At 71.6% G+C, this 14,083-nt stretch carries 11 protein-coding genes and 1 pseudogene; 7 read left to right on the forward strand and 5 right to left on the reverse strand.

All coding sequences use genetic code 11. The features are described 5' to 3' along the window. Positions 1 to 514: 514 nt before the first annotated feature. From ACIHCL_RS21235 to ACIHCL_RS21255, 5 genes are all read left to right on the forward strand, one after another. Positions 515 to 1,354, forward strand: coding sequence for a M17 family peptidase N-terminal domain-containing protein (locus tag ACIHCL_RS21235; protein ID WP_399863930.1), 840 nt, complete (start codon positions 515 to 517; stop codon positions 1,352 to 1,354). Positions 1,355 to 1,422: 68 nt separating this feature from the next. Next, entirely contained in the window at positions 1,423 to 3,327 is a 1,905-nt protein-coding gene (locus ACIHCL_RS21240) for an amidohydrolase (RefSeq protein WP_399863932.1), read from the forward strand. A gap of 294 nt (positions 3,328 to 3,621) precedes the next feature. After that, entirely contained in the window at positions 3,622 to 5,265 is a 1,644-nt protein-coding gene (locus ACIHCL_RS21245; protein WP_399863933.1) for an MFS transporter, read from the forward strand. A 55-nt stretch (positions 5,266 to 5,320) separates the two neighbouring features. Next, a complete protein-coding gene (locus tag ACIHCL_RS21250) occupies positions 5,321 to 6,148 on the forward strand; it encodes an MIP/aquaporin family protein (RefSeq protein WP_399863935.1) in 828 nt (275 codons plus the stop codon). A 360-nt stretch (positions 6,149 to 6,508) separates the two neighbouring features. Beyond that, positions 6,509 to 7,486, forward strand: a complete 978-nt coding sequence (locus tag ACIHCL_RS21255; RefSeq protein ID WP_399863936.1) for a zinc-binding alcohol dehydrogenase family protein — start codon at positions 6,509 to 6,511, stop codon at positions 7,484 to 7,486. A gap of 652 nt (positions 7,487 to 8,138) precedes the next feature. On the opposite strand, the gene ACIHCL_RS21260 is transcribed toward ACIHCL_RS21255, so the two are convergent. From ACIHCL_RS21260 to ACIHCL_RS21270, 3 genes are all read right to left on the reverse strand, one after another. Beyond that, complete coding sequence (locus tag ACIHCL_RS21260; RefSeq protein WP_399863937.1) at positions 8,139 to 8,741, reverse strand: hypothetical protein; 603 nt, start codon at positions 8,739 to 8,741, stop codon at positions 8,139 to 8,141. A gap of 766 nt (positions 8,742 to 9,507) precedes the next feature. Next, complete coding sequence (locus ACIHCL_RS21265) at positions 9,508 to 9,849, reverse strand: PadR family transcriptional regulator (RefSeq protein ID WP_399863938.1); 342 nt, start codon at positions 9,847 to 9,849, stop codon at positions 9,508 to 9,510. A 220-nt stretch (positions 9,850 to 10,069) separates the two neighbouring features. Beyond that, positions 10,070 to 10,450 (reverse strand): hypothetical protein, encoded by a 381-nt coding sequence (locus ACIHCL_RS21270; protein WP_399863939.1) that lies wholly within the window; start codon positions 10,448 to 10,450, stop codon positions 10,070 to 10,072. A 328-nt stretch (positions 10,451 to 10,778) separates the two neighbouring features. Here ACIHCL_RS21270 and ACIHCL_RS21275 point away from each other — a divergent pair, with 328 nt between their 5' ends. Then, the gene (locus ACIHCL_RS21275) at positions 10,779 to 11,252 is read left to right on the forward strand and encodes a Rieske (2Fe-2S) protein (protein WP_399863940.1); all 474 of its coding nucleotides are present in this window, start codon (positions 10,779 to 10,781) and stop codon (positions 11,250 to 11,252) included. Between the two features lie 336 nt (positions 11,253 to 11,588). Here ACIHCL_RS21275 and ACIHCL_RS21280 read toward each other — a convergent pair. Then, a pseudogene (locus tag ACIHCL_RS21280) lies at positions 11,589 to 12,194 on the reverse strand (cysteine hydrolase family protein); the annotation flags it as partial. A 286-nt stretch (positions 12,195 to 12,480) separates the two neighbouring features. On the opposite strand from ACIHCL_RS21280, the gene ACIHCL_RS21285 reads away from it, so the two are divergent. After that, positions 12,481 to 12,951, forward strand: coding sequence for a pyridoxamine 5'-phosphate oxidase family protein (locus tag ACIHCL_RS21285; RefSeq protein WP_399863941.1), 471 nt, complete (start codon positions 12,481 to 12,483; stop codon positions 12,949 to 12,951). Between the two features lie 216 nt (positions 12,952 to 13,167). On the opposite strand, the gene ACIHCL_RS21290 is transcribed toward ACIHCL_RS21285, so the two are convergent. Beyond that, positions 13,168 to 14,082 (reverse strand): LysR family transcriptional regulator, encoded by a 915-nt coding sequence (locus ACIHCL_RS21290; RefSeq protein ID WP_399863942.1) that lies wholly within the window; start codon positions 14,080 to 14,082, stop codon positions 13,168 to 13,170. Between the last annotated feature and the right edge of the window lies 1 nt (position 14,083).

The following is a 14,083-nucleotide window of genomic DNA, read 5'->3' on the forward strand; positions in this document are numbered from 1 at the left end:
TCACCGCGTGGCCCGGCGGGCGTGCCCCGTTGAACGGCGGACGCGCCGCCGTACGGTCCGGCGACGGCGCGGGCCTCTCCCGGCACCCGGGGCTCTCACCTGACCGGCCCTGCCCGCACGGCCCATCCGCACCCCGCGCCGCACCCGCCCCGCGCCACGGGCCGGGCGAAGCCGTCGTCGGCGCGTCCCCCCGCCCGCGACCGTCTTCCCGCACGCCGCGACGGGGCCACCACCGCGCACGGGACCGCCCCGCACGGCCCCCGGCCCAACACCGGGGCCGCGCCCCCGCCGCCCAGGTACGGGCAGAAGCCCGGAGACGGGTTCGCTCGACCGAGGGCCGGGCGAGATCGAGATGCCGCCGCAGGAGGGCGTCACTAGCCTCCGAACGGGGACGAACCACGCCCGTCTTCGTGGCCCGGGTCTCTCTCAGACCTGGCTTCGGCCTCTCTCGAACCTGGCTTCGGCCTCTCTCAGACCCCGGCTTCGGCCTCTCCCGGACTCAGTCGGAGATCCCATGGACTACCCGCTCGAACGGTGCCGCGCGATACTGATAGCCGCCTGCCTCGCCCTTGTCACCGCGGGGTGCTCTTCTTCCGCGCCCGACACCCCCGACGCGCCGGCTGCTCCGGCGGCACCCGGTACCAGTCGGCAGGCCACGACGGAACCGCCCACGGGCCAGGCATCCCCGCCGCCGCAGAGGACCTTCACGGCGGCGCACCGTCTCCCCGTCACGGTCAAGGAGATCGGCCCCTCCGAGGAGGCTGCCGACCTACAGGTCGTCACCCTCTTCGACAAGGCGTCGAACCAGCGGTTCGCCGGGTCTATGGTCGACCTGGACCGCCGCCTCGGCGGCTTCGTCACCAAGGTGCGCGACAGCGGACAGTTCCGGGCCAACGCCCTGGAGACACTGGTGATCAGCCCGCCCCCGGGTTCGATCGCCGCCCGGCGGCTGCTCATCATCGGCCTCGGCGACTCCGGCAAGGCGTCGCTGGACCTGATGGACCAGGTGGGCGCGGTCGCCGCCCGTGAGGCGGTCCGGCTCCGCGCCGCCACGGTGGCGTTCGCCCCCACCCTGCGCGACCAGAGCTTCGACACCCTGGACACCGGGCAGGTGGGCGCCAGGGTCATGGCGGGCGCGATCCGCGGCTACGACACCGAGCTGCGGCTGCAACAGCAGGGCCTGGACTCCTGTTTCGCGCTGAAGCACTGGTACTACGAGGCCGGTGCCTCCTACTTCGCCGACGTCTCGTCGAAGATCGGCCCCGCCGTGAAGGCGGCCACCGCTGAAGTGAACCGCCGCAGCGACCGGCCCTTCGGCAGGACCGGCCCGCAGGCCGGCACGTGCCGTGTCTGACCCAGCCGAGTACCGACCGGCCGCCGGGCAGGAGCAGACCTCCCGGCCAGGAGCCATGGAGCGTTCACATGATCAACGTCATGCCGGTGGACGGTGTCTCCCCCGTCCCCGACGCGCGGGAGCCGGCCGACCTCGTCGTCCGCAATGGCCGTGTGTACACCGGGGACCGCGCACGTCCCGCCGTATCGGCGCTCGCCATCCGCGGCGGCCGCATCACCGCCCGGGGGGACGACTCGGACGTCGCCCCCTTCGTGGGACCGCGGACCCGGGTGGTCGACGCCCTCAACCGCCGGATCATCCCCGGACTCAACGACTCCCATCTGCATGTGATCCGCGGTGGTCTGAACTACCTGCTGGAGCTGCGCTGGGACGGCGTCCCCTCGCTGCGGACCGGCTTGTGGATGCTCCGCGAGCAGGCGGCGCGCACCCCCAGGGGCCAGTGGGTACGGGTGGTGGGCGGCTGGACCGGCGAGCAGTTCGCCGAGCGACGGCTGCCCACCGTGTCGGAGCTGAACGCCGCCGCCCCCGACACCCCCGTGTTCGTGCTGCACCTGTACCAGTCGGCCATCCTCAACCACGCCGCGGTGAAGGCGGTCGGTTTCACCAAGGACAGCGTGGCGCCTCCCGGGGGCCAGATCGTCCGCGACCACTCGGGCGAGCCCACGGGCATGCTCCTGGCCGCCCCCGCCGCCGGGCTGCTGTACGCCACGCTCGGCAAGGGGCCGAAGCTGTCGGACGAGGAACAGCTCGGTTCCACCCGGCATTTCCTGCACGAACTGAACCGGTTCGGTCTGACCAGCGCCATCGACGCCGGCGGCGGTTTCCAGAACTTCCCCGAGAACTACGGGGCCGTGATGAAGCTGGCCGAGCAGGGCCTGCTGACCATGCGCATCGCCTACCACCTCTTCCCGCAGACCGCGGGGCAGGAACTCGACGATCTGCGACGGTGGATCGGTATGGTGCGGCCCGGGGACGGCGACGCGTGGCTGCGGCTGAACGGCGCGGGCGAGAACCTCGCCTGGTCGCCCGCCGACTACGAGAACTTCACCGAGCCCCGACCGACGCGCCCCGAGCAGGCGGACCGCGAACTCGAGGCGGCGGTACGCCTGTTGCTCGACAACGGCTGGGGCTTCCGGCTGCACGCCACCTACGACGAGACGATCCGTGCCAACCTCGACGTCTTCGCGAAGATCGCGGCGGACGGCGGATTCCCCCGTGGTGTGCCGTGGTTCTTCGACCATGCCGAGACCGTGTCCGAAGCCGGCCTCGACCGGATCGCGAAGATGGGCGGCGCCCTGTCCATCCAGAACCGCATGATGTTCCAGGGAAGCGCGTTCACCGAACGCTACGGAGCAGCGCGCGCCGCCGACGCTCCGCCGATCCGCCGGATGCTCGACTCCGGCCTGACGGTCGCCGCCGGCACCGACGCCACCCGGGTCTCCAGCTACAACCCCTGGCTGTCCCTGGAGTGGCTGGTCCGCGGACGCAGCATCGGCGGGCGGCTGCTGGCGTCCCCGGAGAACCGGGTCGACCGGGCCACCGCGCTGCGCATGTACACCGTGGCCGGTGCCGAACTCACCGGTGAGGGCGACGTCAAGGGGATCCTCAAGGAGGGCTGCTACGCCGATCTGGCGGTGCTCTCCGAGGACTTCTTCTCGGTGCCCGAGGAGGACATCTCTCACATCGAGTCCCTGCTGACCATCGTCGGCGGCCGCGTCGTCCACGCCGCCGGGGAGTTCGAGGGTCTCGCCGCACCGCTGCCAGAGGTGGAGCCGTCCTGGAGTCCGGTCGCCCACTACGGCGGCTACCACCGGACGGCGGCCCCCACCCCGCCCTCCGGGGTGCGTCAGGCGCAGGCGCTGGTCGAGGCCGCGGCCGAATCGGAGGAGCACCGGCAGTGGCGGATCACCCGGGGCTTCGCCCAGGACGGCGCCCACCCCACCGAGATCTTCGACGCTTGCTTCGTCCTGTGACCGGCGGGCCCTCCCGCCCGACGGCCTCAGGTCCTCAGCGCCGCGGCAGACCCCCTCACCGCCGGTCGAAAGGTTCAGCATCGTGGTGAACACCGAGAACGTGAAGGCCGAACCGGCAACCGCCGGCGCGTACGGAGTGGGGGTGGCCTACGCCCGCGCCATGCTGTCCGGGCACTGAGCCGGACACGGCCCCGGGTCCGGGTCCGGGCCCGGGCCCGGGCCCGGCCCCGAAGAAGGCCACCGGGCCCGTGCGTCCGGAATCATTCCCCCTCACCATGCAGGGAGCGACAACGGATGACACCTCCTGTGGGCGGGGGAACGACGACCGGTGCCCAACCGCCGGTTCCGTACTCCGATGTGTCGACGTGGCAGCCGCTGCGACTGCGCGTGTTCCGGACGCTGTGGATCGCGCAGTTCGTCTCCAACGTCGGCGGCTGGATGCAGACGGTCGGTGCGCAGTGGCTGATCACCCAGGAGTCGGGCTCGGCCGGGCTGATCGCTCTGGTCCAGACGGCGGCCAGCCTGCCCGTTCTCCTGCTCGGCATCCCGGCCGGTGCCCTGGCGGACATCGTCGACCGCCGCAAGCTGCTGCTCGCCGCGCAGGTCCTGATGTTCACGGCCGCCGGGCTGCTCGCCGCGCTGACCGCGCTGGGACGGATGGACGCCTACGGAGTCCTGACCCTGACCTTCGTCCTCGGCTGCGGCACCGCCCTGATGAACCCGGCGTGGCAGGCCATCCAGCCCGAACTGGTGCCGCGGGAACAGATTCCCGCGGCCGCCGCCCTCGGCGGCGTGAACATGAACCTCGCCCGGGCCATCGGCCCCGCCGTGGGCGGCGTGGTGGTCGCACTGGCCGGCACCGCCACGGTCTTCGCGGTCAACGCGGCGTCGTTCCTCGTCACCCTGGGCGCGCTCGCCACCTGGCACCGCCAGGCCCGACCCGACCCGATGGGGGCCGAACGGATCCTCCCGGCCCTGAGAGCCGGCAACCGCTACGTACGGAACGCGCCCCGGGTGCGCCGGGTGCTCGGCCGGTCGCTGCTGTTCGTTCCCTGCGCCGCCGCGCTGTGGGCCCTGCTGCCCGTCGTCGCCCGGAAGCAACTGGGCATGGGTGCCGGGGGCTACGGCGTCCTCCTCGGTGCGGTCGGCGTGGGCGCGGTCGGCGGGGCCGCCCTCCTGCCACAGGTACGCAAACGCTGGTCGAGCAACACCGCGCTGGCGGCCGGTGGGATCCTCTTCGCGGTCACCCTGGCGCTGCTGGCGGTGGTGCGCGTCTCCTGGCTCGTCGGCGTGGTGCTCTTGTTCTCCGGGATCGCCTGGGTGGGCGTGCTGTCCATGCTCAACGCCCAGATGCAGGTGACGTCGCCCGGCTGGGTGCGGGCCCGGTCCCTGGCCTTCTACCTCACCATCTTCCAGGGCGGCATGGCGATCGGCGCCGCCGTCTGGGGCAAGGTCGCCGACGGAATCGGCCTGGTGCCGACGCTGCTGGTGGCCGCCGCCGTCCTCGCGGCCGCGTCGCTGGCCGGGCTGATGCTCGCCGTGCCCGACACGCCTCTGGACCGGTCGGTGTCGATGCACTGGGCGGCCCCGACCATGGTGCTGGAACCCTCGGAGGACGACGAACAGGTCCTCGTGACCATCGAGTACGTCGTACGCGCGCACAACGCCGACCGCTTCATCGCGGCCATGCGGGCCGAAGGCCGCTCACGGCTGCGCACCGGCGCGGTGAGCTGGGACCTCTACCGGGACGGCACCGATCCCGACACCTATCTGGAGGTCTTCGTGGTGGCCTCCTGGAAGGAACACCTGCGCCAGCACAGCGGCCGGCTGACCGGCTTCGACCGGGAGACCGAGGAACGCGCACGGGCCCTGGTGGACCCCGACCACCCCTTCCGGGTCACCCACTACCTGCCCGCCCGACGGTCTTCCCCTCCCTGACGCGTATGCCGCCCCCGCCACCCCGACCCGACCACGTCCAGAGGTGCTCGCGGCCATGACCTCCGAACCCGCTCCGTCCAACGCACCGGCTCCCCCCGCCGCTCCCGGAAACCGCACCGCGACGCCGTCGGCCATCGCGGTGCGCAGCGCTCTCGAGTTCCTCCTGACCCTCGTCCTGCTCTTCGGCGTCACCACGATCGTGCGCTGGGTCCTGGGCCCGTCCGCCCTCTCCGACGCGGTTCCCGGGATCCACCTCAAGTTGCTGGTCGTCGGTGCGGCCGTCGGACTGCTCCTCGCCGGGCTGATCCTCAGCCGGCCAGGACGGCTTTCCGGCGGGCACATCAATCCGGCGATCTCCCTCGCCATGTGGCGCTTCGGCGTCTTCCCCGGCGTGTCCGTGGTGCCGTACGTCCTGGCGCAGCTCGCCGGGTCGGTCCTGGGCGTGCTCGCGGCCCGGGCCGTCTGGGGTCCGGTGGTCGCGCGGTCCCCGGTCGTCTACGCCGCGCTGCGGCCCGCCTCCGGCTGGACGGACGGCTGGCTGTTCGCGGCCGAGGCGGCCGGCATGGGCGTCATCGTGTACCTGGTCGGTTACTTCCTGCAGAACCGCCGTCTGGCACCCGCCGTTCCATGGCTCGTCGGATTCCTGATCGGTGCGGCCATCGCCCTGCTCGGGACCAGCACCGGGGGCAGTGTCAACCCGGCCCGGCAGTTCGGCCCGGCGGTGGTCTCGGGCGAGCTCGCCTTCCTGTGGGTGTACCTGGTGGCACCCATGGTGGGCGCGGTGATCGCGGCGTTCGTCCTGGACCGCCTGCACGCCCGCCGGACCGTGCTCACCCACCGGCTGTGCGGCACCCGGGCGGACGGCACCCCGCTTCCGCCGTGACGGTACGACGACGCCCGGCGCATACGAGTTGGTACGGGCAGCGACGGGCCGGCCGTTGCATGGATTTCCCGCGGCCGGAATTTCTCCGTGCCCACGGTCGCCAGGTATGGACCGATGGCACTCCTCCCTATGCGAAGCGAAATCAGACAGGGATAGGCACTGCCCCGACAGGAATCGAGTTGCTCGGGCATGAGGACCGAAAAAGGAAAGGCCCACAAGAATCAAAAGCTCGAAGAAATCGGCACGCCTTCACCGCTCTCGCACCGACATCCGCAAGGAATGGGACGGAAACATCCATTCCGGCTTTACAGCACACCACACCTCACTGGCCATTTGAGTGAACATCTGGAAAGGCTCACGATGCGTGCTCTGCGTTTCAGTCGTTTCGGAGACCCCGATGTCCTGCATGTCACCGACCGTCCCGACCCGGTGGCGCGGCATCACTGCGAAGCGGTCATCGCCGTCAAAGCCGCCTCGGTGAACCCCTCGGACCTGAAGAACGTCGCCGGCCGGATGGAGGGAACGTCCCTTCCCCGCACGCCCGGACGCGACTTCTCCGGTGTCGTGGTCGACGGACCACCCGATTGGCGGGGTGCGGAGGTCTGGGGGACGGGAGGGGACATCGGATTCTCACGCGACGGCTCGCACGCGGAGTTGCTCGCGATTCCGACGACGGCCCTGGCACGCAAACCCGAACGGCTGAGTTTCGAGGAGGCATCGGTCGTGGGCGTCAACTTCGTCGTCGGCTGGCTCGGGGCCGTCGAGGCCGCGCGGCTGAACGCGTGGGAGTCCATCGCGGTGTTCGGTGTCTCGGGCGGGGTCGGAGGTGCCGTGGCCCAGATCGGCCGCGCTCTCGGCGCCCGGGTCATCGGCGTCGACCGGGTCCGGCCCGCCGACGACTCGCCCGCCGCGTCCGTCATCGACGGGTTCGTCGCCCTCGGCGGCGAACCGCAGGACGTCGGAGCCCAGGTCGGACGGCTTACGGCGGGCCGGGGCGCCGATGTGGTGTACGACGCCGTCGGAGGCGTCACCACACCGGCGGCGCTGGCCTCGCTGGCCCACGGCGGCCGACTGGTGGTGATCTCGTCGGTCGGCACACGGACCGTGGAGATCGACCTGGTCGGCCTCTACCACAACGAGACCCGGATCCTGGGCTGCGACAGCCGGCGGCTCGACGTCACCCGGAGCAGTGAGCGCCTCGACCTGCTCAGGCCGTTCTTCGATCGCGGCGCATTCCGGCCGCTCCCCATCACCGCCCGATACGGACTGGAGAACGGAAAGGACGCCTATGCCGCCCTCGCACGGGGCGCTCGGGGCCGCGTGGTCCTGTGCCCATGAGGAGGGGCACGGATCACGTCTCCCTGCCCGGCCGGCCCAGGAACACAGGAACACAAACATAGGAACACAGCGACGTCGTCGCCGCCCGTTCGCCGAATCGCCGTACGGGCGGCGAAGCCACGTTTCCGACGCGTCGCCAGAAAAGGCAATTCACCCGGATGCCGCGATCCCTCCGGGCTTCTTCGAAAATGTCATCGACCCCTTCAGCAGCGGGAATCGGGAAATGACCGCGCGTTATCCATGTAAAAAGAAGAAACCCGATGCGGATTGTGGCTCCCACGAGTTGTTGACCGCAGGGGGTCGTCGTAGTGTCGGTAGTGCCGCTGAAGGAGCAAGGAGCGGCACCCTTAAAATCCTACGAAGGAGGCGAAGATGAAGATTCAGGGCATCTTCGACCACAGGGGCAGGGGCCACGGTGGACGCGACCGCGGACGCGGACGAGGCCACGGCCGTAACCACGGGCGTCGTCATGGCCGTAACCGCGGGCGTGGCGGACGCTACTGACGGCCCCCTCGACTTCATCCCCGAGCAAGAGGCCGGCCCGCGCTTCGGCGCGGGCCCGTCTCGCGTTTTCCGTGGTGTACGCACGGAGTTGATCCACAACTCCTGAGCCGAGCGATGTGCCCCTCGTGCCGCGCCGCGGGTGTGCGGCTCACGACCGGTTCGCGAGCCCCTCCGCGAGCGGGGCGAACAGGATGCCCCAGTTGCCGGGCAGGTGCCGCACCGCGGCACCGAGGTGGAGGCGGACCACCGTCCAGTCGTCGGGCCTGGCTCCGACCCCGTGGTCCCGGACCTCCGTCAGGCACTGGTCGATGAACTCCGGGTCCTCATCGTCCAGGCCCAGCCGCTCACACGCGCGCCGCGCCTCCGGCGACTCCCCGAACCAGTCGTCCCATCCGGTGGCCGCTCCCAGCAGATAGAGCAGGTGGCTCCCGGGTTCCGGCAGGTCACCGCGCAGGCCCTCGGTGGTGAACGCGAGGTCGGCGCCCGCCGCCAAGGCCGAGCGCCCGGTCGCCGCGTCGACCAGACCCGCCCAGTGGTCCCGGTCGTGCGCCCCGGTCGTCTGGCGCATGTGCGCGCTCGCGAAGGCCGCCATCGCCGCCGGGTCGCCGATCAGCGGGGAGAGAACGATATCGCTGCCGTAGTCGAAGCCGAAGTAGTAGTGGTGCCCGTCGAACGTGAGCGATTCGATGCCGCCGACATGGCCGGCCCGTCCGGGCAGGGGCTCGAAGCGCTCGGCGTGTTCCCGTTCCATGGTGGGAAAGGTAGCGGAGGCCACCGACATCACCACGCACGACCGGGTTTCCGGAAGTCCCGCACCGCGCCCGACCACCCGCCCCGCACGGTCTCCCGCAGCCCCGGCCTCGGAGCCCCGGTGGCGAACGGACGCGCTGCGGCCTTCCCGGGGCTCGGCGTCCCCATGCACACGCGGGGGCACCTGCTCAGCAGAGCTGACCGGCCGTCACTGCTCCTGATAGCAACGACTCACCCCGCCACACCCGGGGTGCGGTGCTCGACGGCGTTCCGCTCGACGGCGCCCCTCGGGGAGCGCGTCGGCCCTGCCCGGATGTCCGGCGGGGTCACCGGACCCATTCGTACTCGTCGTCCTCCCCGTCGGCGTCCCGGTCCTCGTCGCTGAGGAGGTCGTTCATCTCATCCTCGGTGAGCGTGCGCGTCTCGTCCATGATTCACATGATGCAGATCCGGCCCGGGTCGGCCGGGCGGCCCGGCCGTAGCGTGCGGCAACCAGGTCAACGGGGCGTACGGACGGTTCCCTCGCCCCGCGCGGAAGCGCCGTCGCCCCGCCCCGGCTCCGGCGGTCCGGGCGCGCTTCACCCCGACGGCCGTGCCATGCCGGCGGCGGCAGCGCGCACACGGCTTCGATACCCGCGCACCACTGCGGCCACCTCGCTCGGCGGGGGCCACGAGCGGCCGGGGCACTCCTCGCCCAGGCAGGCCGACTTCTCCCGCCCCGGCCGGGAACGGAAGGACCCGAGGGCAGACGGTGAGCAGCAGACGGTTCACGTCCCGGCCGCCCCGAGCCTCGCCGAGCGCCCAATGACGGCGGCGGCCGCCTGCTGCATGCGCTGTGCCTCTCGGCCGAGCGCCTCGGCGCCGTCGTGGGTGAGCCGGTGGTAGCGGCGCGCCCGCCCGTCCACGATCTCCTCGCGGTCGGTCACGATCAGTCCGGACCGTTCCATCCGCTCCAGTGCCCCGTAGAGGGTTCCGACGGCGATCCTGAGCCGCCCGTCGGTGGCCTGCTCGGCGGCCTTGATGATGCCGTATCCGTGCAGTGGCCCGTCCATGAGTGCGACCAATATGAAGTACTGCGGTTCGGTCAGAATCGGCCGTCGTGTCACCATGCCGATCACGATATATCGCTCTACGAAGTATGACATCCGATCACATCCGGATGGCCGGACCGTCCGGGGGTCTGATCCGGTCGGCCGTGCGGCGGCGGTCGTAGGTGCACCCGTTTCGTGAGCCTCGACGGGCCGCGGACGGCGAGGCCGCGGCTGGTTCCGACTGATCCCGTGCGGCTCCGCACGGGACGTCGTGGAGCGACGGCGTACCAGGCGGCGTCTACGGACGCAGCGCCGCGAGGACCCGGCTGCGGAGGAGTTCGTACTCCTCGCGGAGCCGCACGATCTCCGCGGGCCGTTCGATCACCTCTCCGCCGACGACCTTCTCCTCCGGGCCGAACTGCTCTCGCGTGAGGTCGACTTCGATTCCCATCCCGAACCGGTTCCACCAGTGGAAGTCCACCCGCTCGCCGTTGACGTGGACCTCTCCGCGTATCAGGTCACCGCCCATCAGATCGTGCACCACCAGGGCGGTGACCCCGCACTGGTCGCGGGCCGGGTTGTCGGGGGTCCAGTGCGGGCGGTGATCCGGTGTCGCCGTGTCCGCTCCCCAGCCATTACGGATCGCCCGCTCGATGTCGTCGAAGCCGCTCAGCGTCATGGCCCCAGCCTCGCACACGGGTCCGGCGTTCGTGGCGCCACGCTGCCCGCACGGCCCACGACAGCCGGTCATCCCGCGTCACCCATCGGGCGCAACGCCGCCTCGGCCACCCGGAGTAATTCCGTTGCGATACGCGCCATTTCACCGCGCTCGGGCGCCATGGGCCCGGAGGACCCGCTCATGCCGATGCCCGGACGTGCCGATGACGACGAGGTCCCCGGGCCCCGCACCAGGCGGCTCCGCCGCCGCGCACCCGGGCGCGCACACCACTCATCAGCACGAAGTCGCGAGCACCGGCGGCTGGGGCCGTCGCGGAAGGAGAACCGGCGTGAGCACGTCGCAGGAACACGGGGTCGGTCCCGGTCGTCGGACCGTTGTCACAGCGGTCGGGGCGGCATCGGTGGCCGCCGTACTCGCCGCATGCGCCGGCAAGGAGGAGCCCGAGGCGGAGGTGGAAGCGGCGACGGGCTCGACCAAGGCCGCGGGGAGCACCACCGCGATGGACAGTACCGAGGACGTCCTGGCGAAGACGGCCGACATCCCGCAGGGCGGGGGCAAGGTCTTCGCCGGTCGGGGCGTGGTGGTGACGCAGCCCAAGCCCGGTGAGTTCAAGGCGTTCTCGTCGAAATGCACGCACCAGGGATGCGCCGTGTCGAGCGTGTCGGACGGCGCCATCCACTGTCCCTGCCATGGCAGCAGGTTCGACGTCGCGACGGGGGACGCGACAGCGGGGCCGGCGACACAGCCGCTGCCCGCACGGCCGATCAAGGTGGCGAACGGCTCGATCACGCTCAGTTCCTAGCGCCGTGACCGGCCATGTCTGCCCGGCAGGAGCGTCGTCCGGTGCGTACGACCGCAAGGCGGCCGGAAGTGCTCGGCCGGGGTCTCCCTGCTCGAACGAAGTCGAGAGCTCGGGGAAGGGCTACGTGGGCTCTTGGCCAGCGCCGCGAGCGTGCGTGCCGGACGACTCGACGGGGCGAACGGCGCCGGGAGCAGCACCAGTGCCGTGACCGGCGCCGGTCGAGAGGCCGGTGCCGGGAGAGACTCCGGTGCCGGGCTCGGCGCCGGCACCGGCAGGAGCCCCGGTACCGGCACGCGCACCGGCGGCGGGAGCGGTGGCGCCCGGCCCCGCTCCCGTTCCGCCACCGGACGAGGGACCGGCGCGTCCACGGCTCCGCCAGCAGCCGATCACCGCGTCGGTGGTCGTGACGGTGGCGACGAGGGCGAGCGTGTGACGGATCATCGCGGGGGTGTAGTCGGCCGGCACCCCCGCGACGGCGTCGGAGGGCACCACGACCGTGTAACCGAGGTTCACCGCGTCGAACACGGCGTTGGGAACGGCCACGTTGGCCGAGACCCCGGTGACGACGAGCGTCCGACGGCCGAGGTTGCGGAGCAGGGCGTCGACTTCCGTTCCGGCGATCGGCGAGAGGCCGTGCAGCCGGCGCACGACGAGATCCTCGTCCGCCACCTCGACGGGCGCGGCGATCCGGACCGCCGCGCTGCCCGGGTGCTGTTGCACGGGCAGTCGTCGGGCGGCCCGGAACAGCCGGGCGTTGTCGTTGGCGCCCCTTCCGTCGGGTCGGCGCTCGGCCACCGCGTGCAGCACCTGGACCCCGGCCTCGTGGGCGGCCGCCACGAGCCGGGCGACGCGGTGGAGCATGCCGGACGACCTGGCCTCCTCCGCCAGCTCGGGCAGTGCGCTGCCGGGGCCCACGACACCCTCCTGGCATTCGACCGTCATGAGCGCGCAGATGGCCGGATCGAGCTGCCGGACGAGTCGACCGGGGTGCCCGACGAACGGTTCGACGCGTTCTACGGCCGGACGTTCGGCCACTGGCTCCCTCGGCGGCACGGCAGGCCCTTTCGCTGGAGGATCGGCTCCGTCGGTGACAGGACGGCGCCGTCGGCGGGAGGTATCCGTTCCCTCACCGACGGACCGGGCGCGGAGGCTAGCCGCCCTTGCGTGATGGGGGAAGAGCCCCTCATGATTTCTGACATCTAGTCAGGAATATGGGAGGGGTGCCCCCATGGCCGTCACACAACGACGGGGCCGCCGGATCATGATGACCGAGTCGGAACGCCACGCCTATCTCGCCGGACAGCGCACCTGCCGGGTCGCCACGGTGTCCTCCGACGGCCGACCGCACGTCGGTGCCCTGTGGTACGCCTGGGACGGCACCTCGCTCTGGCTGTACTCGATCACCCGCAGTCTCCGCTGGTCGCAGCTGCGCACCGACCCGAGGATCGCGGTGATCGTGGACGACGGGGTGGAATACGGGGAACTCCGCGGAGTCGAACTCCGCGGGCGGGCCGTGCCGGTCGGCGAGGCGCCCCGCACGGGTGGCCCCTGCGCCGAACTCGACGTACCGGAGTGCCTGTTCGCCGAGAAGTACTTCGGGCTGGACACCATGCCGCACGACGGCCGGCATGCCTGGCTGCGCCTCACCCCGGAGTCCGTCACCTCCTGGGACTTCCGGAAGCTGGGGGCTGTCCCGTAGTCCGCGGTGGACCGGCGCGCGGCGTCGGATGTGGCGCGATGCAGGGTGGAGGGGCACCCGTACGCCGGAAGGACGCGGGCGTTCCGACTACGCGGGAAGGCGCCGCGGCCGTCGTCGGGCTTCCACCGGGTACGAGGGGGCAGCCCCTGGCCGGACCGCACCGCGCCTGAGCGCTCCCCCGCCGCACCGCGCCCGGTCCCGGCGTGCGGAAGCGTCCTACGCCGACGCCTCGCCCGCCTCCCGGGCGGCCTCCCTCAGCGCGGCCACCGTCGCCCGGACCGACGGGCGCCGGTCCGCGTCGGTGCGCCACACCGCGTAGACGTGCCGTCGCATCCTCTGCCGTACGGGCACGAGCCGCACCCCGTCGGGCACCGGGCCGCGCCCCAGCCGAGGGGCGACACAGACCCCCACTCCCGCGGCGATCAGGGCGAGTTGGGTGTGGTGCTCGCCCACCAGATGCGCGATGCGCGGTTCGAAGCCCTTCGAGCGCAGCGTGAACACCAGCCAGTCGTGGCAGAACTCACCCTCGGGCCAGGAGACCCATGCGTCGTCGGCGAACTCCTCCAGGTCCACCTCGGCCCGGCCGGCGAGGCGATGACCGGCCGGCATCGCGATGTCCGGCAGGTCGTCGAGGAGTTCCACCCTGGTCAGACCGCCGGGGACGGGCAGCCGCTTGTTGCTCCAGTCCAGCGCGACCGCCAGGTCGATGTCGCCTCTGAGGACGCCCAGGATGCCGTCCTCGGGCTCCAGTTCACGTGTTCTCACACGGAGTTCGGGATGGTCGGCGTGCATCGCCCGGAGCGCGGCGGGAAAGAGCCCGCGCGCCGCCGTGGGAAAGGCGGAGACCAGGATCTCTCCCACCACCTCTCCACGCTGCGCCTCGATGTCGGACTGTGCCAGTTCTACCTGGGAGAGGATGCGCGCCGCGTGGTCGGCGAGCAGCCGACCGGCATCCGTGAGCCGGACCCCCCGGCCGTTCCTGGCGAGGAGCCGCTGCCCCACTTCCCGTTCCAGCTTCGCCAGCTGCTGGGAGACGGCCGAGGTGGTGACGTGCAGCCCGGCGGCGGCGCCGCTCACCGAACCATGCCGCGCGAGAGCGTCCAGGGTGCGCAGGCGCTCCAGATTCAACATG

Origin of the sequence: Streptomyces sp. NPDC052042, from assembly GCF_044548345.1 — a bacterium.
GTDB lineage: Bacteria > Actinomycetota > Actinomycetes > Streptomycetales > Streptomycetaceae > Streptomyces.